This is a genomic window from Ensifer sp. 38_S197, from assembly GCF_056924495.1.
The window spans coordinates 188,351-209,658 of the sequence record NZ_JBXOVZ010000003.1 but is presented as its reverse complement, the minus strand read 5'-3'; the positions used below and the strand labels follow the sequence as shown (position 1 = coordinate 209,658).

The 21,308-nt window shown below is 60.7% G+C and carries 20 protein-coding genes; 10 read left to right on the top strand and 10 right to left on the bottom strand.

What is annotated here, in order from left to right; genetic code table 11:
* Nucleotides 1–280: 280 nt before the first annotated feature.
* The 6 genes from AC1Z3V_RS33415 to AC1Z3V_RS33390 all read right to left on the bottom strand — a co-directional run bounded on the left by AC1Z3V_RS33415 (nt 281) and on the right by AC1Z3V_RS33390 (nt 7,174).
* Nucleotides 281–1,369: a glycoside hydrolase family 88/105 protein gene (locus tag AC1Z3V_RS33415; RefSeq protein ID WP_483504354.1), complete on the bottom strand. Its 1,089-nt coding sequence runs from the start codon at nt 1,367–1,369 to the stop codon at nt 281–283.
* Between the two features lie 8 nt (nt 1,370–1,377).
* Nucleotides 1,378–2,931 (bottom strand): polygalacturonase PglA, encoded by a 1,554-nt coding sequence (gene pglA / locus AC1Z3V_RS33410; RefSeq protein ID WP_483504353.1) that lies wholly within the window; start codon nt 2,929–2,931, stop codon nt 1,378–1,380.
* A gap of 70 nt (nt 2,932–3,001) precedes the next feature.
* Nucleotides 3,002–4,267: an ABC transporter substrate-binding protein gene (locus AC1Z3V_RS33405; protein ID WP_483504352.1), complete on the bottom strand. Its 1,266-nt coding sequence runs from the start codon at nt 4,265–4,267 to the stop codon at nt 3,002–3,004.
* Between the two features lie 40 nt (nt 4,268–4,307).
* Nucleotides 4,308–5,402 carry an ABC transporter ATP-binding protein gene (locus AC1Z3V_RS33400; RefSeq protein WP_483504351.1) on the bottom strand — a complete coding sequence of 365 codons (1,095 nt, stop codon included), beginning with the start codon at nt 5,400–5,402 and terminating at the stop codon, nt 4,308–4,310.
* Between the two features lie 2 nt (nt 5,403–5,404).
* Nucleotides 5,405–6,289 (bottom strand): carbohydrate ABC transporter permease, encoded by an 885-nt coding sequence (locus AC1Z3V_RS33395; protein ID WP_483504350.1) that lies wholly within the window; start codon nt 6,287–6,289, stop codon nt 5,405–5,407.
* Between the two features lie 3 nt (nt 6,290–6,292).
* On the bottom strand, nt 6,293–7,174 hold the full coding sequence (locus AC1Z3V_RS33390; protein WP_483504349.1) for a carbohydrate ABC transporter permease: 882 nt from the start codon (nt 7,172–7,174) through the stop codon (nt 6,293–6,295).
* Nucleotides 7,175–7,389: 215 nt separating this feature from the next.
* Here AC1Z3V_RS33390 and AC1Z3V_RS33385 point away from each other — a divergent pair, with 215 nt between their 5' ends.
* Entirely contained in the window at nt 7,390–8,361 is a 972-nt protein-coding gene (locus AC1Z3V_RS33385; protein ID WP_483504348.1) for a helix-turn-helix transcriptional regulator, read from the top strand.
* An 80-nt stretch (nt 8,362–8,441) separates the two neighbouring features.
* Here the strand turns inward: AC1Z3V_RS33385 and kdgD are convergent, their stop codons facing one another.
* The 3 genes from kdgD to kduI form a co-directional block, all read right to left on the bottom strand.
* Nucleotides 8,442–9,353, bottom strand: a complete 912-nt coding sequence (gene kdgD, locus AC1Z3V_RS33380; RefSeq protein WP_483504347.1) for a 5-dehydro-4-deoxyglucarate dehydratase — start codon at nt 9,351–9,353, stop codon at nt 8,442–8,444.
* A 108-nt stretch (nt 9,354–9,461) separates the two neighbouring features.
* A complete protein-coding gene (kduD, locus tag AC1Z3V_RS33375; protein ID WP_483504346.1) occupies nt 9,462–10,205 on the bottom strand; it encodes a 2-dehydro-3-deoxy-D-gluconate 5-dehydrogenase KduD in 744 nt (247 codons plus the stop codon).
* Nucleotides 10,202–11,026: a 5-dehydro-4-deoxy-D-glucuronate isomerase gene (kduI, locus tag AC1Z3V_RS33370; protein ID WP_483504345.1), complete on the bottom strand. Its 825-nt coding sequence runs from the start codon at nt 11,024–11,026 to the stop codon at nt 10,202–10,204. Before kduI ends, kduD begins: the two co-directional genes overlap by 4 nt.
* A gap of 129 nt (nt 11,027–11,155) precedes the next feature.
* Here kduI and AC1Z3V_RS33365 point away from each other — a divergent pair, with 129 nt between their 5' ends.
* The 9 genes from AC1Z3V_RS33365 to AC1Z3V_RS33325 all read left to right on the top strand — a co-directional run bounded on the left by AC1Z3V_RS33365 (nt 11,156) and on the right by AC1Z3V_RS33325 (nt 19,131).
* On the top strand, nt 11,156–11,950 hold the full coding sequence (locus tag AC1Z3V_RS33365) for an NAD-dependent epimerase/dehydratase family protein (protein WP_483504344.1): 795 nt from the start codon (nt 11,156–11,158) through the stop codon (nt 11,948–11,950).
* 3 nt (nt 11,951–11,953) lie between these two features.
* The gene (locus AC1Z3V_RS33360) at nt 11,954–13,471 is read left to right on the top strand and encodes an aldehyde dehydrogenase (NADP(+)) (protein ID WP_483504343.1); all 1,518 of its coding nucleotides are present in this window, start codon (nt 11,954–11,956) and stop codon (nt 13,469–13,471) included.
* Nucleotides 13,472–13,546: 75 nt separating this feature from the next.
* Nucleotides 13,547–14,284 (top strand): FadR/GntR family transcriptional regulator, encoded by a 738-nt coding sequence (locus tag AC1Z3V_RS33355; RefSeq protein WP_483504342.1) that lies wholly within the window; start codon nt 13,547–13,549, stop codon nt 14,282–14,284.
* A gap of 81 nt (nt 14,285–14,365) precedes the next feature.
* Nucleotides 14,366–15,106 carry a FadR/GntR family transcriptional regulator gene (locus tag AC1Z3V_RS33350; protein WP_483504341.1) on the top strand — a complete coding sequence of 247 codons (741 nt, stop codon included), beginning with the start codon at nt 14,366–14,368 and terminating at the stop codon, nt 15,104–15,106.
* A gap of 80 nt (nt 15,107–15,186) precedes the next feature.
* Nucleotides 15,187–15,501 (top strand): cupin domain-containing protein, encoded by a 315-nt coding sequence (locus AC1Z3V_RS33345; RefSeq protein ID WP_334142266.1) that lies wholly within the window; start codon nt 15,187–15,189, stop codon nt 15,499–15,501.
* A gap of 118 nt (nt 15,502–15,619) precedes the next feature.
* Nucleotides 15,620–16,642 carry an ABC transporter permease gene (locus tag AC1Z3V_RS33340; RefSeq protein ID WP_483504340.1) on the top strand — a complete coding sequence of 341 codons (1,023 nt, stop codon included), beginning with the start codon at nt 15,620–15,622 and terminating at the stop codon, nt 16,640–16,642.
* Entirely contained in the window at nt 16,642–17,529 is an 888-nt protein-coding gene (locus AC1Z3V_RS33335) for an ABC transporter permease (RefSeq protein WP_483504339.1), read from the top strand. Before AC1Z3V_RS33340 ends, AC1Z3V_RS33335 begins: the two co-directional genes overlap by 1 nt.
* Nucleotides 17,530–17,533: 4 nt before the next feature.
* The gene (locus tag AC1Z3V_RS33330) at nt 17,534–18,370 is read left to right on the top strand and encodes an ABC transporter ATP-binding protein (RefSeq protein WP_483504338.1); all 837 of its coding nucleotides are present in this window, start codon (nt 17,534–17,536) and stop codon (nt 18,368–18,370) included.
* Entirely contained in the window at nt 18,370–19,131 is a 762-nt protein-coding gene (locus tag AC1Z3V_RS33325; protein WP_334142043.1) for an ABC transporter ATP-binding protein, read from the top strand. The genes AC1Z3V_RS33330 and AC1Z3V_RS33325 overlap by 1 nt, the downstream gene beginning before the upstream one ends.
* A 558-nt stretch (nt 19,132–19,689) precedes the next feature.
* Here AC1Z3V_RS33325 and AC1Z3V_RS33320 read toward each other — a convergent pair.
* Entirely contained in the window at nt 19,690–21,288 is a 1,599-nt protein-coding gene (locus tag AC1Z3V_RS33320; protein ID WP_483504337.1) for an ABC transporter substrate-binding protein, read from the bottom strand.
* Between the last annotated feature and the right edge of the window lie 20 nt (nt 21,289–21,308).

The following is a 21,308-nucleotide window of genomic DNA, read 5'->3' as shown; positions in this document are numbered from 1 at the left end:
CGTGAATCTACTCATATTAGCTTCATAACGCTTTTCCGGCTGAATTGTCCCAGGACGAGATCGCAGTACGGACGGAACGGAACCGATTGCCGGGGCCAGTCGATCCCGGTTCCCGGCTGATGGCCAGCGCTATGCTGAAAGCTCCGATACGCTTCATCTTCAGCCGACCGGTTGGACCCGATCGGATGAGGGTCTTTGATCCTCTCTCCTTTGGCCATCCGCCTTTCCTGCGATTCCTTGCAAACGCTTGCAAGGGCGCTTTACGTTCGCGCCTAACGGTTCAATCGTAGCGCCACACGCTTTCGGCCAAGGCCATCATCAGCGGTCCGACGCCCTTGGCGTCATCGTCTACCACCTGCTCCTTGAGGTAGTAGCCAGGCGAGCCATCCCGATAGTTTCCGTCAAAACCCCCAAGGCCCGCGACACTGACGATTGTCGTCAGTCGGGTGATGCCTCGTATGTCCGTAACAAGGCGTCGTGAAAGCAGAGAGGAAAGCGCTCGACGACCCGCCCCGGCGGCTCTTTCTCGGTCGGCGAACCCCAAACGCGCAGCGCGCAGAAGCGCATAGGCAAACATGGCGGACGCAGAACTTTCCTCGTAATTGCCTGCGAGATCGGGTTCGTCGAGCACCTGCATCCAGAGACCGGACGGCGTCTGGCGCGCGATCAATTCCTCCAGCAAAAGGCGAGTTCTCTGACGCAGCGCTGCAGTCGCCCTGTCGTCGGGTAGAAGCGCCAGCGCATCGACCAGCGCCATTGCCAGCCAGCCGACGGCGCGCGCCCAAACCGCCGGTGACTTGCCCGTTGTCGGGTCGGACCACCGTTGCTTCCGGCTGTCGTCATAGCCGTGAGCGTAAAGACCGCCGGTAGTCGCAGTGAAATCCAGCGCCGTCGAAAACTGCTGAAGAGCGTCGGCGATCAGCGCCGGCTTGTCATTAACGAGGGCATACTCGATCTGAAACGGCAGCCCCATGTAAAGCCCATCGAGCCAGACCTGGTGCGGATAACGCTGCTTGTGCCAATAGTTGCCCGCAGTTATGCGCGGATGGGTTTCAAGTTGACCTGCGAGATGGTCTGCCGCTTGTCTGTAACGAGGATCCGCTGTTTCTGCGGCGAGCGGGAACAGGACGCGTCCTGCAAGGATGTTGTCGATATTGTACTCGGCGGGATCATAGCCGAGGAGCGTGCCGTCAGGAGCGATCTGGCGATCGATGAGCCGACGCAGGTGCTCGTTCCAGCGCTCCTCGCGTGTCGCTTCGAAAAGAAGGCGAAGACCGCGGTAAATGCAGCCATCCTCATAGCACCAGCTTCCGCCCTTGTAGGGAGTGTAGCGTCGCGCGAACTGGTCGAGATAGGTGGTCGGGTCCATGTGTTTTCTCATTCAAGGGAAATGGAAATCGGGGCTCTGCTTAAGAGCGTAGGTTCATCACAGACGACGTCGGCGCACTCCGCGACGATCGTCTGGTGCCGCATTGGTCGCACCTGGTCGGCCATGATCGGTGGCGCAGCGGTCGCGTCGGCGCGATAGGACGCAATCTTCAGTCGGTGGATTCTGACGTTTCGGATTGGCGCTTCCGGCAGGCCGAGAAACACGCCCGCGGCGTGCGAAAGCTTGCGGATTTCGACGTCATCGATGGTGACGCCGGCGATGCAGGGTGTTCCCGCATCCATCACTGCCGGCTGGCGTGATTGGACCCACTCGTCGTGGCCATCCGCATCGCAATGGTAATGCGCGTTGGCCGATAGCGCTGTGTCGACGCCATCCATGAGAACCCGCCGCATGACGATGTTCGTGACGGATCCACCGCGACCGCGCCTTGTCTTCAGGCGCAGGCCGCGATCCGTGCCGATCATATCGCAGTCCTCGACACAGACGTCGTGCACGCCGCCCGACATTTCCGAGCCGATGACGAGGCCGCCGTGGCCGCGCTCCATCAGGCAATGGCTGATGCGGACACCGCGAGTTTCACCAAGATGATCGTGTTCGCCATTCGGCCCACGCTTGCCCGCCTTAACCGCGATACAATCGTCACCCACGGAAAATCTCACGCCGGTGACCGTGACGTCGTGGCAGCTTTCGGGATTGAAGCCATCGGTGTTCGGGCTATCGGGCGGAGCAGCCACAGTGAGCCCCGCCGCAATCAGCCGGCTGCAGCCCTGCGGGTGGATCGTCCAGGATGGCGCGTTGCGGATGGTAAAGCCCAGGAGTTTCACCTCGACACAGGAAACGAGGTGCAGACCGCGCGGGCGGCGGGCCCCCTCACGGGTCTCCTTCGGCCAGTTCCACCAGTCCCCCAGGTCACCCGACCCGTCGAGCGTGCCCTCGCCCTCGATCACCAGGTTCTCAGCACCGACGGCATGTATCGGAGCGGCAAAACAGGCAGCCGGCAGCCCCTCCCAGCTTCCGAGCATCCTGCCCGATGCGTCGCGGGCCGGGAGGATAGGCCACCCGGTGCGCAACGACGGTGCATGAAGGGTCGCTCCCTTGGAGAGATGCAGGGTCATGCCGCTCTTCAGCCGAACGGGAAACGCCGTCCAGTCTCCCTTGGGTAGACGCAGTGTACCGCCGTCGGGCACGGCGCTTACAGCATCTGCCAAAGCGGCAGCGTTGGCGCGGGCACCATCGAGATCGTCGTGACAGATATCCGCGACAAGACCGAACGCGGTCGGATCAACCAGACCGGCGCAGGCTGCCGCTTCGAACTCGAGTGGTTGGAACCCGTCGACTTCGAGCCGGTAACGACAAAGGGGTCGAAGGTCATGAAAGAGGCTCACGACCGTCGTCGCCACGCCTTCTTGCACGTCGCCATCGCCAGTCAGCGCCGAAAGTCGCCACGATGCCGGCTCAGGCAGGCGATAGCGCGCTCCGGCTTTAGGCAGGCAAAGCGCTGCCGTTCGCGCCGAAAGCGCGATGATGGACGGTAGGATCATGGTCTCTTTCTCTTGGCTATTGATCCACGAGGGGACCCCGCCGCGAAAACCGCGGCGGGAAGTCTAAGGATCAATCGAACTCGGCGAGCACGTCGTTCACCGTATCGATGATCTGTGCGGCCGCCTCATCCGCCGTCAGCTGGCCGTAGGCGTATTCCTCCAGCGTATCGATGAAGGCTGCGCGCACTTCCGGATGCTCGTTGAACGGCGAGACGGCCGGGCCGCTCGCGGCAACGACGATCGCGTTTGCGGCCCGCACTTCAGGTTCGCCCTTGTCATCGAGGCGGGCAGCGGCTGCCTTCGACGCCGGCAAGCCGCGCGATGTGCCGAGCGCATCGATGCCCTCCGGTTCATTCAGCAGGCAATTGACGATCTGAGCTGCCGCCTCCGGATCCTTGGAATTCTTGGAGATGGAGAACACCATTGAGGGCTTGCGATAGACGCCTTCTGTTACGGCGTCCGGAAGCTTCAGCATGGCCACGGGCTTCAGAGCCTGACCGTCCTTCAACGGGTCTGCATATTTCGAATAGGTCGAATCCCACTCGTAGGAACCGGCGACCTTGCCATCGGCCCAGGCCGGCTTTTCGAACAGGTTGACATTGCCGTCCGCCGCCTCCTCTTTCTGCGATCGGATAGCTCCGGTCTCGACCAGTTTACCCAGGAACGATATGCCCTCGGACAGCTCCTCCGGCGTCCAGGCAACGCGATTGGTCGCGGGATCGACGAGATCCTTGCCAGTCTTCTGAACGACAGCGAGGGTCGTCAAAAGCTGGGCAGTCTCCTTCACGGCGTTGAACGTGTAGTAGTCCTTGCCGAGCTTCTCCTTGATGGTCGCCGTGGCCCCAAAGAACTCATCCCAGCTCTTTGGAATGGCGACGCCTGCCTTCTCGAAGGTCGTGGCGTTGAAGAAGAAGACACGACCCGTCGTCGAAACGGAAAGCCCCTGCAGCACCCCGTTCATCGAGCCGGCTGACAGATCCGCCTCGCTCCAGTTGGAAAGGTCGATCGCCTTGAACTTGCGCAGGTCGGCAAAACCATCGCCATTCTTCGAGAACAACGGCAGCCACGGCCAGTTGACCTGGATGATATCTGCTTCGGTCTTGCCGGCCATCTGGGTCGTCAGCTTTTCAAGGTAGCCGTCAAAGCCGGTGAACTCGCCCTTGACCGTGTGGCCATGTTTTTCGCCACAGGCGGCGATCGCCTTCTGGGTGGCGACGTGGCGGCTCTCGCCGCCCCACCAGGCCATGCGCAATTCGGCGGCTTGCGCTGCCGTGCCAAGAGCCAGAGCGCCGTAGGCGACGGTGGCCAGTGCTGCAATCATTCTTTTCATTTTCATCGAACTTCTCCTCCTTGGAATAGGGCCGAACGCTGCCTCCTCACAGCGAGACGTTGCGGCCGTCGGTCTTGTCGAAAACGTGAAGATGGTCCGGGTCCGGGCGCAGTCGGATCACATCCGACCGGCCAATCGCCTCGAACTCGGCAGCACCGACGACGCTCACGAGCTTGCACCCTTCGAGATCGGCATGGAGATAGACCTCGTGGCCCATGAACTCGGCATTGGTGAGCCTTGCAGCGAGCCCCTGCCCGTCGGCGGCGAGCGAAAGATGCTGCGGGCGCATGCCAAGGACAGCGTCAGCAGGGCGGGCCGAAAGCCTGCCTTCGAGATTGGTGCCAAGCGCCAGCCTCTGGCTGCCGATCTGGAGTTCGCAACCCTCAAGCGTCGCATCGACAAGGTTCATCTCGGGGCTTCCGATGAAGCCGGCGACGAACAGGTTTGCCGGACGGTTGTAGAGCTCCTTGGGTGTTGCCACCTGCATGATGTGGCCGGCCTGCATGACACAGATCCGGTCCCCCATGGTCATGGCTTCGGTCTGGTCGTGCGTCACGTAGATGACCGTCGAAGACAGGCCCTCGGCCTTCAACTGGCGGTGCAGGTCGGTGATGCGTACCCGCATCGAGGCGCGCAGCTTGGCGTCGAGATTGGAGAGCGGCTCATCGAACAGAAAGACGCCCGGCTTCTTGATCAAGGCGCGCCCGAGAGCTACGCGCTGGGCCTGGCCGCCGGAGAGCTGCTTCGGCAGCCGATCGAGCAACGGCTCGATCTCCAGGATCTTGGCCACGTGATTGATGGCCGCCTCGATCTCGGCCTTCGGCTTGCCTGCGATCTTCAGACCGAAGGCGAGGTTGCTGCGCACCTTCATATGCGGATAGAGCGCATAGTTCTGGAACACCATTGCGATCGAGCGCTTGCCGGGCGGCAGATCGTTGACGCGCTGGTCGCCGATCAGGATTTCTCCGCCTGAGATTTCCTCAAGCCCTGCGACCATGCGCAGCGTCGTGGATTTGGCGCATCCGGACGGGCCGACGAAGACCATGAACTCTCCATCCTCGATATCGAGGTTGATGCCGTGGACTGCCTTGAACGCGCCGCCATAGACCTTTTCGAGGTCTTTCAATTGAACCTTTGCCATGGTCAGCCTTTGACTCCCCCGGAGGAGATCCCTTCAATGAAATACCGTTGTGCAGTGAAGAACACGACCAGAGCCGGTGTGATGGTCAGCACCGACATTGCGAGAATGCGGTTCCATTCGAAGGCTTCTGTCGTGTCGATGGAAAGTTTGAGCGCGAGGCTCACGGGATACTTGTCGACCGATGACAGGTAGATCAGCGGCCCGAGAAAATCGTTCATCGTCCACATGAACTGGAACAGGCAGACGGAGATCAGCGCCGGTGCCAGCATCGGGACGACGATGTAGACGAGCGTTTGCAGACTATTGGCGCCATCGACGCGCGCCGCCTCTTCCATGTCTGCCGGCAAAGAGCGCAGGAACTGCACAAGCATGAAGACAAAGAAGGCATCGCCGGCAAAGGCCGAGGGCACCCAGAGAGGCAGGAAACTATCGAGCCAGCCGAGATCGCGGAACAGGATATATTGCGGAATGCGCGTAACCACGTTCGGCAAGAGCAGGATCGCGATCACCGAAGCGAAGAGGATCTTTTTGAACGGGAAATCGAACCGCGCGAAGGCGTAGGCCGCCATGGTGCAGGAAATCGCCGTCCCGATCACCTTCGGCAGAATGATCAGCAACGAATTCCAGAAAAATCGGCCGAACGTATAGGGCGTCGATGTCTGCCAGCCCTTGATATAGCCGTCGGCGGTCGGATTGTCCGGCAAGAAGCCGGCTCCGGCGAAGATCTCCGAGTTGGTCTTGAAACTCGCGCCGACCAGCCAGATCAGCGGATAGAGCATGACGAAACCGACTGAAACCAAGAGCACGTAGCGAACTGTTGTCGACAGCAGACTGAGCCTTGCCCTGCGTGCGGCCTGTCGGTCGTTGAAAGTCTGGAGATCGACCATCGCTCAGTTCCTCTTGTCGCCGGCGTAATAGACCCACTTCTTCGAGGACCAGAAGGCCATGAGGGTCAGCACGGTGATGATGATGAAGAGCACCCAGGCAATCGACGAGGCATAGCCCATGTTGAACTTCTTGAAGGCCTCGTCATAGATGTAGAGCGGCAGCAGGTAGGTTGCCTTCAGCGGACCGCCCTGGGTGATGATGTAGGGGCCGTTGAACTCCTGGAACGCCTGAACCATCTGCATGATAAGGTTGAAGAAGATGACCGGGGTCAGCAGCGGCAGCGTGATCCAGAAGAAGGTCCGCACCTTGCCCGCACCGTCGATTGCTGCCGCCTCATAGAGCGACTTGTCGATCGATTGCAGCGCCGCGAGAAAGATCACCATGGCCGAACCGAACTGCCAGCAGCGCAGAAGCGTGATGGTGAAGAGCGCGTTGGTCGGATCGCCGAACCAGTCGACCGGGGCGAGCCCCAGCGTGGCAAGCGCCATGTTCGCCAGCCCCTCCGAGGCAAAGACATAGCGCCACAAAACGGCGATCGCGATCGAGCCACCGAGGATCGACGGCACATAGAAGGCGGTGCGGAACAGGCCGATGAACTTCAACCGGTAATTCAGGATCGCGGCGATGAAGAGTGCAAAGAAGAGCTTCAGCGGCACGGTTAGAAATACGTAGAGCAGCGTTACGTTCAACGACTTGATGAACGTGCGATCACGGGTAAACAGCCGCTCATAGTTGGCGAACCCCGTCCAGCGGGGCTCGCTCATCAGGTCATAGCTGGTGAAGCTCAGGTAGAACGAGCCGATGAACGGAATGGCGGTGAAAATCAGAAGGCCGATGACGTAGGGGGCGAGATAGCCAAGCCCGAGAAGACGCTGACCTTTCATGCCCATCCTCCCGGATGGCCCCGAAATGCTGCGTTTATAGATGATACAGTTTCGTACAAATTACGCTCCCGGATCGGCACGGACGAAAGCGGGACTTTCCCTTTTTCGCCACGAACCGATCCCTCCTCCCAGATGATGCGGTGCGCATAAGCGGTTTATGCGGTGACAATCGCCGATCTCTCCTGCAGAATGAATTCACAAAGGCGAGGAAAAAGATGGACGAAATTGAAGGTGGCATTCTCTCTGCGATTCCGCCGACGGCGCTGACCCTTAATCTGACGCGGGCGGCGATCCGCATGGAACACTCGCACACCTGGCGGATCGACAAGTCCAACGAGGTCGATGACCTCGTGATCTGTCTCGAAGGGCGCGGCCACTACCTGATCGACGGCGATCCGGTGATCATGGAGCCGGGCGATGCGATGCTGATTTTGCGCGGGCAACGTTTCGTCGGATGGAATGAGGGGCGGGAGACCTATCTCGGTGTCGCGCAGCACTTCACGCTCGATATCTATGGGCGCCATAACCTTATTGCGCAGATGGATCTGCAATCGAAGTTGCGCCTCACGCGTTGGCCGCTTCTCGAACCGCTGGTCCGTCACTATCGCCAGAGTGCTCCCCCCTCCTCGGTTACCCTCGGCCAGCATCATCTCTTCATGGTGCTGCTCATTGCCTTTATCGAGGATGCATTCATCGGCTGGCGCGACCACGCCACCTATCAGCCCGAGGGCGCCGATGCGATCGACCTTGCTGTCATGAAAGCTGCTACAATGATCTCCGCCAATCCGCTCGATCCGGAAATTGCGTCGCGGGCGGTCGACGCGTCGCCTTACAATCGTGACTACTTCCTGCGAGAATTTCAAAAGCGTGTGACGCGCACGCCGCGAAAGTACCAGGAACTGAAGCGCATGGAGCGCGCCATGCATTTCCTGGAGGCTGGTCTTTCCGTGGCGGCCGCCGCCACGGAAGTCGGCTATTCCGACCCCTATTACTTTTCGCGGATGTTCAAGCGAACCTTGGGACTTAGTCCGCGCGGTCACCTGAACAAGGTTCGCCAGAGCCGCGACGGCGGGCTTATGCAACTCGATGAGCCCGAACAGGCACGGGCGTTGTCCGCACAATTCGGCATCGAGAAGCCTTCATCGAACGATGCTTTCGAGAAGGGCGACCGTCACGGTGCTCCCTGACATTGGCGGACTTGAACGTCACTCGGCGCCACCCCGGAGCCGCCGTTTCATGACGAACGACGCCTCCTCCCATCAAGTCGTCACACCTTGCGTTTGTGACTGCCGATCAGCGCCTCGAGCATCTCAACTTCTGCGCTCGTCAGGTCGGTGAGCGGGCTGCGCACCGGACCGGCGCTGAACCCTTGCAGTCGCACGCCTGCCTTGACCGCCGAAACCGCATAGCCCTTGGCGCGATTGCGGATCGCCATGAACGGATAGAAAAAGTCATTGAGGATGCGCTCGCAGGTGGCGCGATTTCCGCTTCGAAGGGCTGCGTAGAACTCGTTGGCAAGTCCCGGCACGAAATTGAACACGGCGGACGAATAGGTGGTGAACCCGGCACCGAGATAGGCCTCGGCAAAGAGCTCGGCCGTCGGCATGCCGCCGAGATACATCAGCCGATCGCCCATCTTGGCGGTAACCTGACGCACGAGGCCGATGTCGCCCGTGCCGTCCTTGAAGCCGATCAGGTTCGGGCACTCGTCGCAAAGCCGGGCAATGGTGTCGGCCTGCAGCACGGAATTGTCGCGGTTATAGACCATGACACCGATGCCGACCGACTGGCAGATCTTCTTCACATGGGCGTAGAGCCCTTCCTGCGGCGCGTCGATCAGGTAGTGCGGCAGAAGCAGGATGCCATCGGCGCCGACCTTCTCGACGGAGCGGGCGATATCAACGGCCATCTCCGTGCCGTAACCGCAACCGGAGACGATTGCCGTTTCTCCGGAAGCCTCCTTGGCGGCGGCAACGATGCCGGGGATTTCGTCGGGCTTTAGCGAGAAGAACTCGCCCGTACCACCGGCGGCAAACAGCACCGGCGCCTTGTAACCTGCCAGCCATTCGACATGGGCCTTGTAGCTCTCCGGCGCGAAACGGCCCTGCGCATCGAAGTGCGTCACCGGAAAGGAAAGCAGGCCCGATCCTAGCGCGGCCTTGATCTGTTCTGGGGTCATTTCTCTTGGTCCTCTACGTGCTTTCAGAATAAAAATGGCGGGGTACGGCCCGGTTCTGTATCAACTCATCATATGTCGAGTATGATGAGTTAGCGGTCGGTGACAGCGTCAACGGGCCAGCCAGCCACCGTCCACATTGAGTATGGCGCCGTGAACGTAGTCGGCAGCAGACGACGACAGGAACACGGCAGCGCCGGCGATGTCTTCAGGCTTGCCCCAGCGGTTTGCGGGGATGCGATTGAGGATGGCTTTGTTGCGATCAGGATCGTCGCGCAGTGCCTCGGTGTTGTTGGTCTCGATGTAACCTGGCGCGATCGCATTCACATTGATGCCCTTGGACGCCCACTCGTTGGCAAGCAGCTTGGTGAGACCCGAAACGCCATGCTTGGATGCCGTGTAGGAAGGCACGCGGATGCCGCCTTGAAAGGAAAGCAACGATGCGATGTTGACGATTTTTCCGGGTCGGCCCTTCGCCAGCAATTCCTTGGCGAAGGCCTGGCATGTAAAGAAGAGCGCTTTGACGTTGACGTCCATGACGTCGTCCCAGTCGGCCTCGGAAAACTCGACCGCATCGGCGCGGCGAATGATGCCGGCATTGTTGACAAGAATGTCATAGCCCTTTCCGGCAAAGACGTCGCGCGCAGCCATCGGATCGGCAAAGTTCAAGGCAAGCGGTGCGGCGATCCCGCCCGCGTTTGCGATGATTTCAAGTGTTTCCTCGGGCGCGCGTCGCGCCGCGCAAGTGACCTCGGCGCCAGCCGCAGCAAGGCCAACGGCAATCGCCTGCCCAAGCCCGGTGTTCGCGCCGGTGACGAGCGCCTTATGTCCCTGAAGGGAAAAGGGATTTGTCACTTCAGATCCCCCGGTTGGACGAACTCCATGTCGGTATAATCGACGTTGTCGCCGGCCATTGCCCATATGAACGTGTAGGACCCGATGCCGGCGCCCGAGTGAATGGACCAGGGAGGAGAAATCGCGCCTTGCTCGTTGGAAATGAAGAGATGGCGCGTTTCCTGTGGTTCACCCATCAGGTGCAGCACGCGGGATTTTTCGTCCATGCCGAAATAGAGATAGGCCTCCATACGGCGATCATGGACGTGCGCAGGCATGGTGTTCCACACCGAGCCATCTTCAAGCGTGGTGTAGCCGAGGACGAGCTGGCAGCTCTCCATGACCAGCGGGTGGATGAACTGGTTGATCGTGCGCTTGTTGGAGGTTTCGGTCGTGCCGAGTTTGACTTCCTCGCTGTCGGCAATGGTGACAAGCCGGGCGGGAAGGCTGCGGTGGGCCGGGCAGGAAGTGATGTAAAAGCGCCCCTCCCCGGAGAAGGTTACGGCCCCCGTACCCATTCCGAGATAGAGAACGTCGCCGCGCTTGAGCGTGTAGCTTTCCTTCTCGGTGGTGACGATGCCTGTTTCGCCGACATTGACGATACCCATCTCGCGCCGGTCAAGGAACGACGGCGTCTTGGTTTCTTCCACCTTGTCGAGCGTCAGTGGCTTGCCCGCGGGAACGGCGCCGCCCATCACGAAGCGATCGTAGTGGGTATAGATCAACCGGATCTCACCCGTCCGGAACATGTCCTGAGCCAGGAAATGCCTGCGGAGACCCGCCGTATCGAGTGTCTTTGCATAGTCCGGATTGACGGCTTGCCGCGTTTCAACGGTCAGCATGAAACTCCTCCTTCGGTGATTGCGACCAACATATAATATGTGTTATGCATATTTGTATGATATGTCTGACAAGGTCAATAGGCAAGCGCCAGCCTTGTCTTTGTTTGCGGTGTCTGAAGGGGGCTTGGAATGGAACGTCTGCTCATTACCGGCGCGGCGGGTCAGCTTGGGCGCGTGATGCGCACAAAGCTCGCCGGGCTTGCTGACACGGTCCGGCTTGCAGATCGTGCAGGTCTAGGCACCCCGGCTGACCATGAGGAGCTCGTCCAATGCGATCTTGCCGACGCTCAAGCGGTGAACGCCATGGTCGCCGGCTGCGACGGTATCGTCCATCTTGGCGGGGCGTCGACCGAAGGGCCGTTTGAGGGGATCGTACGCGGAAACATCTCCGGTCTTTACAATCTCTTCGAGGCCGCCCGCGCCAATGGCCGCCCACGCATCGTCTTTGCCAGTTCCAACCATACGATCGGCTGTTATCCGCAAGCCGAACGGCTCGGCCCGGATGTTCCGTTGCGCCCGGATGGACTCTATGGGGTCTCAAAATGCTTCGGCGAGGCGCTTGCCCGCATGTATTTCGAGAAGTTCGGGCAGGAAACGGCGCTGGTTCGCATCGGCTCCTGTACGCCAGAGCCAACGAACCACCGGATGTTATCGACCTGGCTTTCTCATGAAGACTTCGCGTCGCTTATCGAGGCGGTCTTCCGCGTACCGGTTTTGGGCTGCCCCGTCATCTGGGGAGCATCGGCGAATGATGCCGGGTGGTGGGACAACACCCATCTTGGCTGGCTCGGCTGGAAACCCAGGGATAATGCCGAACATTTCCGGGCGGGTGTCGCGGAGGCCGTGCCGCAGCCTGGCTCCGACAAATCCATGGCCCGCTTTCAGGGCGGCGCCTATGTCGACAATCCGATCTTTAAGGAGTGATGAATGGCTTTCGAACCGCATGGCAAACATCTGGTCGCAGGCGAATGGATCGCAACTGCGCAGAAATTTACGAGCGAACCGGCAAGTGGCCCTGCCTTTGAATTCTCCGTCGGAACGGTGGAACTGGTTGATCAGGCGGCAAAAGCCGCAGAGGACGCCTTCTGGACCTATGGCCACTCCACTCGGGAGGAGCGCGCAGCCTTCCTCGAAACCGTCGCCGACGAGATAGAGGCGCGCGGGGCGGCGATCACCGAGATCGGGAGTTCGGAAACCGGGTTGCCAGCCGCCCGGCTCGAGGGCGAGCGTGCCCGAACCACCAGCCAACTTCGGCTGTTTGCCGCCCACATTCGCAAGGGCGAGTACCTCGACAGGCGACGCGACGAGGCCTTGCCGGACCGCAACCCCCTGCCCCGCCCCGACATTCGCCTGATCCAGCGCCCGATCGGTCCTGTTGCCGTCTTCGGCGCCTCCAACTTTCCGTTGGCGTTTTCGACCATGGGCGGTGATACCGCCTCGGCTCTTGCCGCAGGCTGCCCCGTCATCGTCAAGGGCCACTCGGCACATCCGGGGACCGGCGAGATCGTCGCTGAGGCAGCGCTGGCCGCGGTCAAGGCGCACGGATTGCACCCGGGCGTCTTTTCGTTGATCCAGGGCGGACGCCGCGATGTCGGAACCGGGCTCGTAACGCATCCGTTGATCAAGGCGGTCGGCTTCACCGGCTCTCTGGCAGGTGGACGGGCACTGTTTGATCTGTGCGCAGGACGACCGGAACCCATCCCCTTCTTCGGCGAACTCGGCTCGGTGAACCCGATGTTCCTCCTGCCCGACGCGATCACGGCGCGCGGCGAGGAGATTGCCAAGGGGTGGGCAGGTTCGCTTACCATGGGCGCCGGGCAGTTTTGCACCAATCCGGGCATCGCGGTGATCCTTGCCGAGCAGGCCCCCGCCTTCGCGCAAGCCGCTCGCGCCGCGCTTTTAGACGTTGCACCGCAGGTGATGCTCACCGACGGCATTGCCAGAGCCTATCGCGACGGGCGTGACCGCATCACGGCGGGAGTTGGCGTCCGCCATATCCTCGGCTCAGATTGCGAGAACCGCGATGCAACGCCCAATCTCTTTCTCGTTGCGGCTCGGGATTGGCTCGGCAATCACGCCCTTTCAGAGGAGGTTTTCGGGCCACTCGGCCTGATCGTCACGGTCGGGAATCCCGAAGAGATGATTGAGGTCGCGAATTGCTTCGCAGGACAGCTGACAGCAACCCTCCATCTTGACGCGGGCGACACCGATCTCGCTCGCAAGCTCATGGTGATCCTTGAACGCAAGGCGGGCCGCATCCTGGTCAACGGCTATCCGACAGGCGTCGAGGTCTGCGATGCGATGGTTCACGGTGGCCCGTACCCGGCCTCGACCAACTTCGGCGCAAGCTCGGTCGGAACCATGGCCATTCGCCGGTTTCTAAGACCCGTTTCCTATCAGAACATTCCTGAACGGCTGATGCCTCGGGATCTGAGGTCGGCATAGCGGCGGATTGCGCCATCACCCCTTGATGGCGTATCCACAAACGGACCGACAGTGATCTTGGAAACGGCCTATTGCATGATGACAGCGACGACTTCCGATCCCTCCGCCTCCCAGGGCAAGACGCTCGCGGCGCAGGTTGCGGATGCTCTTCGTTCCCAGATATCCAAGGGGCGTTACAATCCTGGAGACCGCCTGCCGTCTGAATCAAAGCTCACCCAGGAATTCGGCGTGAGCCGCACAGTGGTGCGCGAGGCGATTGCGGCCCTGCGCTCCGACGGCCTGGTTGAGCCCCGGCAAGGAGCGGGCGTTTTCCTTTTGGAGCAGGCTGCGTCCGTGCGGCGGCCGTTTCAACAGGTCGACCTCACGCGGGTGTCGTCGCTGATCGAGATGCTGGAGCTTAGAACCGCAGTCGAGGGCGACGCGGCGGCACTTGCGGCCCTTCGCCGCTCGCCCGGTCAGGAAGGCAAGCTCATCGAAGCCTTTGACGCCTTCAGGGCCTGCGCGGCTGCAGGGAAACCGACCGCGGAGGCCGATTTCGCCTTCCACATCGCGATCGCCGAGGCAACCAACAATCCGCGCTTTGGCGAGTTCCTTAGGGCGCTTGGACCGGCTCTCATCCCCCGTCGCGCCATCGTGGATAACGGCGAGGAGGCTGTTCTTGCCTCCGACGAACTCAGCCGTCTCGTAGACGAACACGAGGCAATTCTCCTGGCCATACAGAACGGCGACGAGGATGCAGCACGCGCGGCCATGCGCAACCACCTCAAGAATAGCCAGATACGCTATCGCGCCATGTTGCGCACTACGCGCTAAGGACGCGAACTCGCGGCCGCCCTTGCAATCGAACAGATAACGGCTAACATACCAGACAGGTTCGAAACAGGCGGAGTGGAAATGGAAGCCGAAAACAATCACGTTCGCGGCACGTCGCTGGCGGCAAAGATCAGCACTGCACTGCGCCGCGAACTGATGGAGGGCGTCTTCCGCCCAGGCGACAGACTCCCGAGCGAAAGCGCCCTGACCAAGGAGTATTCGGTCAGCCGAACCGTCGTACGTGAGGCCATTGCAATCCTGCGGGCAGACGGTCTGGTCGAGGCACGCAAGGGCGCTGGCATCTTCGCGCTGGAGACCCAGCAGGAAAAGAACCAGCCCTTCAAGGACCTGACGACCCAACGGATCTCCTCCGTGATCGAACTCCTTGAACTCAGGACAGTTTTCGAGGTTGAATCAGCAGGACTTGCGGCATCTCGTCGTTCGGCGGCACAGATCGAAGCGATCCTCGAGGCCCATCATCACGTAGGTGAATGCCTGGCCACCGGGGCCCCCACGCGAGACGCAGATTTCGAGCTTCACCTTGCGATCGCGGAGGCCACGCAGAACAGGCGCTTCCCGGAGTTTCTCCAGCTGATCCGCTCAGGCATCATTCCCCGCGGCGAACTGCAAGGCTCGGCACCGGGCTCGCGCCCAAAGGACTATAACCTTCACCTGCAGGAGGAACACGGCCAGATCGTCGATGCCATCATCGAAGGAAATGCGGATGCCGCACGCGAACGGATGCGCGCCCACCTTCGTGGGAGCCTGGAGCGCTACAAGGTGCTTTTGCGTTCGCGCACCATGGCAACCGAAGAATGTTGATCTGAGGGCAACATCGTAGTTGTCATACAAGTATAAGAACATGTATGGTGATGGTGTTATACAACATCGCCGAGGTTTACATGACTCTCCCTACCTTTCCCGCAGTATCGCCTGACGCTGGCGTCACCCGCCAGGTCCTTTCCGAATCCCCCGAACTCATGGTCGTGTCTTTTCGCTTCGAAACCGGCGCCAAAGGCAAGTTGCACCACCATCCGCATGTGCAATCCACCTACGTGGCGCGCGGCCGTTTCCGCTTCTTTCGCAATGGCGAAGCTTATGATTTGCAGGCTGGTGACAGTCTCGTCATCCCCGGAGATACCGAGCACGGGTGCCAGTGCCTTGAGGCGGGCGAGCTCATTGACTGCTTTTCGCCCCGTCGCGACGATTTCCTGTGATCGGTTCGGCTTGACAGCACGACAAGCCTGTGACAGGTTTGCCAAAGTTGTCATACAGGATTGGGGCCTGTATCGCCTTACTCTCAGGCGAATGACACATGGAGGAACCAAGAGAACCATGTCATCACGCCGCATCCGCTTCTATGGCACGGCCGGACAGATCGGGACCATTGCGGTCACGCTGCTCGGGCTGCTTCTCCTGACCTTCTTCATCGGCCGGCTGATGCCCGCCGATCCCGTCCGCGCCATTGTCGGAGAAGATGCGACCCGGGAGACCTATGAGCAGGTTTATCGCTCGCTGGGTCTCGACCGGCCGCTCTGGGAACAGTTCTTCTACTATCTGGGCGACGTCTTCACCGGCAATTTCGGCACCTCTATCCGCACCGGCCAGCCGGTGATCCAGGATATCCTGCATGTGATGCCGGCGACGATCGAGCTTGCCACTTTCGCGATCCTTATCGGCGCCGGTCTTGGCATCCCGCTCGGCGTCCTTGCCGCCGTCAACAAGGATCGCTGGCCGGATCATGTCGTGCGCGTCTTCAGCCTTTTTGGCCATTCCATGCCGATCTTCTGGACGGGCATGATTGCACTCATTGTGTTTTACGCCCATCTCGGACTCGTCGGTGGCAGCGGGCGAATGGATCAGTTCTATATCGGCCTCGTCGAGGAACGCACCGGCTTCCTCTTGATCGACAGCCTCATGGCGGGCGAGATGGATGTCTTCTGGTCGGCGATCAACCACATCATCCTGCCCGCCGCCCTGCTCGGCTATTCCTCATCTGCCTATATCACGCGCATGACGCGCAGCTTCATGCTCGACCAGCTCGGCCAGGAATATGTGACGACGGCACGCGTGAAGGGTCTTTCGCGCAGCCAGACGATCTGGCAGCACGCCTTCATCAATATCCGCGTCCAGCTGGTCACCATTATCGCACTTGCCTATGGGTCGCTGCTTGAGGGCGCGGTGCTGATCGAAACCGTCTTCGCCTGGCCGGGCTTTGGCCAGTACCTCACCAGCAATCTCATTACTGGTGACATGAACGCAGTCATGACCTGCGTGCTGATCGTCGGCATCATCTTCATCGGACTGAACCTCTTGTCCGACGTTCTCTACCGCATCTTCGACCCGAGGACACGCTGATGGACGCACGCGTTCAACCCACCTCCCGTCTGCCGGCGCCGCTTCAGTCCCTGAAGAACATCGTGCTTTTCCTGCTGAAGAGCCCGACGTCGACCTTCGGTCTCGCTGTTCTCGCCTTGTTGATCCTGATCGCCGCCTTCGCACCGCTGATCGCGACCCACGACCCTTACGCGCAGGATCTCGCCAACACCTTGCAGGCGCCAGGTAACGGACATCTGTTCGGAACCGACGAGCTTGGTCGCGACATCTTCAGCCGGCTCGTCTTCGGCGCACGCATCACGCTCACGATCATCTTCCTCGTCTCGATCGTCGTCGGTCCGATCGGTCTCGTCATCGGCACGACTGCCGGCTACCTCGGCGGCAAGGTCGATACTGTGATGATGCGCATCACCGACATTTTCCTTTCGTTCCCGAGCCTCATTCTCTCGCTCGCCTTCGTCGCGGCACTCGGGCCAAGCCTGAACAATGCTATCATCGCAATCGCGCTCACGTCCTGGCCGCCGATCGCGCGGCTAGCGCGTGCCGAGGCGATGACCTTCCGAAAGGCGGATTACATCTCGGCTGCGCGACTGCAGGGCGCGTCCGCGACCCGCATCATCTTCAAGTCGATCATGCCGATGTGCCTGCCTTCGGTCCTCATCCGGCTGACGTTGAACATGGCGACAGTGATCCTGACCGCCGCCGGCCTCGGCTTCCTCGGGCTCGGCGCGCAACCTCCGCTTCCGGAATGGGGCGCGATGATCGCGACCGGCCGCAAGTACATGCTGGACAGTTGGTGGCTCGTCACCTTCCCCGGCATCTCCATCCTTTCCGTCAGCCTCGCATTCAACCTGCTCGGAGATGGCCTGCGCGACGCACTCGACCCGAAGCAGATGAACCGGAGATAGCGCCATGGAAAACACCATTCTCGACGTTGAGAACCTGCGCATCCGCTATGGCGGCGCTCCGACAGATGCGGTGCGCGGCGTCTCATTCACCCTGGGGCGTGAGCGCCTCGGCATCGTCGGCGAAAGCGGCTCCGGCAAGTCGACAGTCGGACGTGCGCTTCTGCATCTGCTGCCGGGCGCGACCATCACCGCCGACAGGCTACGTTTTGCCGAGCTCGAACTGCTCTCGCTTTCCGAAAGGGAGATGCTAAAGGTCCGCGGTCGGCGGATGTCGATGATCCTCCAGGACCCGAAGTTTTCGCTGAACCCCATTCGTCGCGTTGGCGATCAGGTTGCAGAAACCTACCTGCGCCACTTCAAGTGCTCGAAGGCTGACGCTGGCGACAAGGCCATTGCCATGCTTGAAGCGGTAAAGATCCGCGACCCGAAACGCGTCTACGATCTATATCCGCACGAGATTTCCGGCGGTATGGGCCAGCGTGTCATGATCGCCATGATGCTGCTCGCCGACCCGGATCTCGTCATCGCCGACGAGCCGACCTCGGCGCTCGATGTCACAGTACGCCTGCAGGTGCTGAACATTCTCGATAGTCTGGTCCGGGATCGCGGCATCGGCCTCATCATGATCAGCCATGACTTGAATCTCGTGCGCAATTTCTGCGATCGCGTCCTGATCATGTATGCCGGTCGCATCGTCGAAACCTTGGCGGCTGCAGACCTCGACAATGCGCAGCATCCCTATACACGCGGCTTGCTCGCGGCGCAGCCGCGGATCGGCGGCGGGCGTGCCCCGCTTGCCGTGCTTGATCGCCGTCCTGAATGGCTGGAGGAAATTGCCTGATGTCCGTTTCAGTCGAATGCCGCGATCTCGCAATCACCTTCGGCGCCGGCCCGACGGCGGCCAAGGTCCTTCCCGGCGTCACCTTCTCGGTCAAGCCCGGCGAATGTTTTGGTCTCGTTGGCGAAAGCGGCTCGGGCAAATCCACGGTCCTGCGCTGCATCTCGATGCTGACCGACATCTGGACCGGCGACATCCTCATGGACGGAAAGCCGGTGCGCGACATTCCGCTCATCGAGCGTTGTCGCACGCTGCAGATGGTGTTCCAGGACCCCTACGGCTCCCTGCATCCGCGCCAGTCGGTGCGAACCGTCCTCAACGAGCCGCTTGTCATTCACAAGCTTGGCGACCGTGAAGAACGCATGCGCAGGGCGATCACCGATGTCGGCCTGCCGGTCTCGTTCCTCGACCGGTTCCCCCACCAGCTCTCCGGCGGTCAAAGGCAGCGCGTGGCAATCGCACGCGCCCTGATCCTCGAACCATCGCTGGTGCTGCTCGACGAGCCCACGTCGGCGCTCGATGTTTCGGTGCAGGCGGAGATCCTCAATCTGCTTCAGCGCCTGCGCGAAGAACGTGGCTTCACCTACATCATGGTGACGCACGACCTCGCCGTCGTCGACCATATGTGCGACCGCTTTGCCGTCATGCTCCATGGCGAAATCACCGAAATCCTGCCGCGCGAAGCGATCCCCGGAAACCGCGCGACCCACCCCTATGCCCGCGAGTTGATTGGCGCCTCGCTGGAATACGAGGGCGCGCACTGATGCTCCCGAGGCCAACTCCATTGCAAGGCACACCTTCTCGGCCTTGCAATGCGTGAACAAAATTCTCCCCCGACTTGCCCGGCCCAGTGCCGGGCTTTTCTTTACCTGGACCTTTCTTGCAGCTAGGAACGGAGACTGGAGTTCATCGCCAGAACCTCGATACCCAGCGTCGGCAACCTCGCTCCAAAGGGAGATACGGCAGCGCCGAGCCCAGGGACCCCTGCGCCCTCGTGCAGTGTCGCGCCTTGTTGCGCTTTAGCGCAGTGTGCTCGATCGCGGAAATGGCGCAGCGGGCTTTAGCTCCGACAGCACCGCATTGATCGGGATGGGGGAGCAGGTGAGGAGCATGTCCGACCTCGCGCCGGTCGCCGCTTCAAACCGTGGCCGGACTTGACGGCAGACGATCATGCCGTTGCCGCCGGCGCCATCCCCTATCATCTCAAGAGGTAGCGGCTGCTTTCTTTCAACCGACAGGCAGTTTCATTTGCGCTCGTACAAACGTAAAAAGGCGCGTCTTGCGACGCGCCTTTTTACTCTCGATACAGACGAAGGCCGGGATTACCGTTCCTTCTTCACGCCTTCGAAGCGCGAGAGCCAGGGACTGACGATCATGCCCTTCACGTCGCTTCGGAAGGCCGCAGTGTCAATGACCTCCGAGAACGGCTGGATCGACATGACGAGCTCGTCCATGTAGGTCTGCACGCCTTCATAGAGTTTGATCTGCTTGGCGGTGTCGCGTTCTACCAGCGCCTCTTCGATCATCTTGTTCAGCTTCTCGTCGAAGAAGCTGGTGCGCCAGCTCTGGTAGTTGGTGAGCTTCGCGTCATCGGAATTGTTCGGGTTATAGGCGACAGAGCGCAGGTTGTTGTCCGGGTGCGGCTGCTGGCCGCCGCCGCCACGGCCGAGCAGCAGTTCGAACTTCCGCTCGCGCATCGCGCCGTAGATCTGGTCGCCCGAACCGCTGATGAGTTCGGCCTGAATACCGGCCTGGCCAAGCGTGTTCTGGATGGCGGTTGCCGCCTTCATGAAGGGGTCTTCGGAAAGCACGCGCAAGGTCGTCTTGAAACCATCAGGATAACCCGCTTCTGCAAGCAGAGCCTTGGCCTTCGCGACGTCCAGCTTGTAGCCTTCGTCCGGCAAGGCGCCCAAGACACCCGTCGACAGCGGACGCTGATGCAACTTGCCGTAATAGGGCATCACCGCCTTGTCGAGACCTTCGTAGTCGATCAGGTAGCGCAGCGCCTCGCGCACCTTCTTATTGGCGAATTTTTCGTCCTTCATCGAGACGCTGAGGTAGTAGAAGCCCGAGCCCGGGGTCGATTCAATCGTGATCGCCTTGTCGGCTTCCAGCGATTTGAGATCCGGCGCTTGAAGAGAGTAGGCAACGTCGATGTCGCCTTTTTCCAGAAGCAGGCGCTGCGATTGCGATTCCGGCAGGTGGCGCAGAAGCACGCGCTTCATGCCAGGCGCCTCACCCCAGTACTCGCCGTTGCGGGTGAGGATGATGAATTCGTTCGACTTCCACTGCGTCAGCGTGAACGGACCGGAGCCGGCCGAATTCAAGGTCAGCCATGCCGCACCGAGGTCGCCGTCCTTTTCGTTTTCGAGCGCCGACTTGCTGTCGATGATTGAGCCTGGCCCGTTTTGCGCGAGGATCATCAGGATCAGGTTCGGATCGTCGGCCTTTGGCAGATGCAGCACGAAGGTGCGCTCGTCTTCGACGACGAACAGCTTGTCGGCCGCTTCGAGTGTGAACCCGCGGGTTTTAAGGAAGGACGATTGCGCCAGATTGCGTGCGAGCAGCCGCTTCAGGCTCCAGGCGATGTCTTCGGCTGTAACCGGATTACCGGAGGCAAACCTGGCGTCGCTCCGCAGATGGAAGCGGATCGACATACGGTCGTCGGCCACTTCCCAGCGTTCCGCCAGTCGCGGCTGAACGCTGCGGTCCTTAGGCGAGAGCACGACCAGCGTGTCATAGATGTTGTTCAGCACCTGGACCGTCTCGCGGCCGGTGATGGCGGCTGGGTCGAGCGTCAAGATGTTGCTCATGGTCGTTGCGACGACGAGTTGATCCTCCGGCGTTTCGGCCAGAACGAGGTTTGGCATTGTCGTGGCAAGAAGCGCACTGAATGCGATCGTTGCTAGAAAATGTTTCATGCTTCCTCCTTTACGGCCGT

Coding starts and splice junctions, on each gene's coding strand:
- AC1Z3V_RS33415 (WP_483504354.1), bottom strand. CDS start 1,369: ATGGACCCGACCACCTATCTCGACCAGTTCGCGCGACGCTACACTCCC.
- pglA (WP_483504353.1), bottom strand. CDS start 2,931: ATGATCCTACCGTCCATCATCGCGCTTTCGGCGCGAACGGCAGCGCTT.
- AC1Z3V_RS33405 (WP_483504352.1), bottom strand. CDS start 4,267: ATGAAAATGAAAAGAATGATTGCAGCACTGGCCACCGTCGCCTACGGC.
- AC1Z3V_RS33400 (WP_483504351.1), bottom strand. CDS start 5,402: ATGGCAAAGGTTCAATTGAAAGACCTCGAAAAGGTCTATGGCGGCGCG.
- AC1Z3V_RS33395 (WP_483504350.1), bottom strand. CDS start 6,289: ATGGTCGATCTCCAGACTTTCAACGACCGACAGGCCGCACGCAGGGCA.
- AC1Z3V_RS33390 (WP_483504349.1), bottom strand. CDS start 7,174: ATGAAAGGTCAGCGTCTTCTCGGGCTTGGCTATCTCGCCCCCTACGTC.
- AC1Z3V_RS33385 (WP_483504348.1), top strand. CDS start 7,390: ATGGACGAAATTGAAGGTGGCATTCTCTCTGCGATTCCGCCGACGGCG.
- kdgD (WP_483504347.1), bottom strand. CDS start 9,353: ATGACCCCAGAACAGATCAAGGCCGCGCTAGGATCGGGCCTGCTTTCC.
- kduI (WP_483504345.1), bottom strand. CDS start 11,026: ATGCTGACCGTTGAAACGCGGCAAGCCGTCAATCCGGACTATGCAAAG.
- AC1Z3V_RS33365 (WP_483504344.1), top strand. CDS start 11,156: ATGGAACGTCTGCTCATTACCGGCGCGGCGGGTCAGCTTGGGCGCGTG.
- AC1Z3V_RS33360 (WP_483504343.1), top strand. CDS start 11,954: ATGGCTTTCGAACCGCATGGCAAACATCTGGTCGCAGGCGAATGGATC.
- AC1Z3V_RS33355 (WP_483504342.1), top strand. CDS start 13,547: ATGATGACAGCGACGACTTCCGATCCCTCCGCCTCCCAGGGCAAGACG.
- AC1Z3V_RS33350 (WP_483504341.1), top strand. CDS start 14,366: ATGGAAGCCGAAAACAATCACGTTCGCGGCACGTCGCTGGCGGCAAAG.
- AC1Z3V_RS33345 (WP_334142266.1), top strand. CDS start 15,187: ATGACTCTCCCTACCTTTCCCGCAGTATCGCCTGACGCTGGCGTCACC.
- AC1Z3V_RS33340 (WP_483504340.1), top strand. CDS start 15,620: ATGTCATCACGCCGCATCCGCTTCTATGGCACGGCCGGACAGATCGGG.
- AC1Z3V_RS33335 (WP_483504339.1), top strand. CDS start 16,642: ATGGACGCACGCGTTCAACCCACCTCCCGTCTGCCGGCGCCGCTTCAG.
- AC1Z3V_RS33330 (WP_483504338.1), top strand. CDS start 17,534: ATGGAAAACACCATTCTCGACGTTGAGAACCTGCGCATCCGCTATGGC.
- AC1Z3V_RS33325 (WP_334142043.1), top strand. CDS start 18,370: ATGTCCGTTTCAGTCGAATGCCGCGATCTCGCAATCACCTTCGGCGCC.
- AC1Z3V_RS33320 (WP_483504337.1), bottom strand. CDS start 21,288: ATGAAACATTTTCTAGCAACGATCGCATTCAGTGCGCTTCTTGCCACG.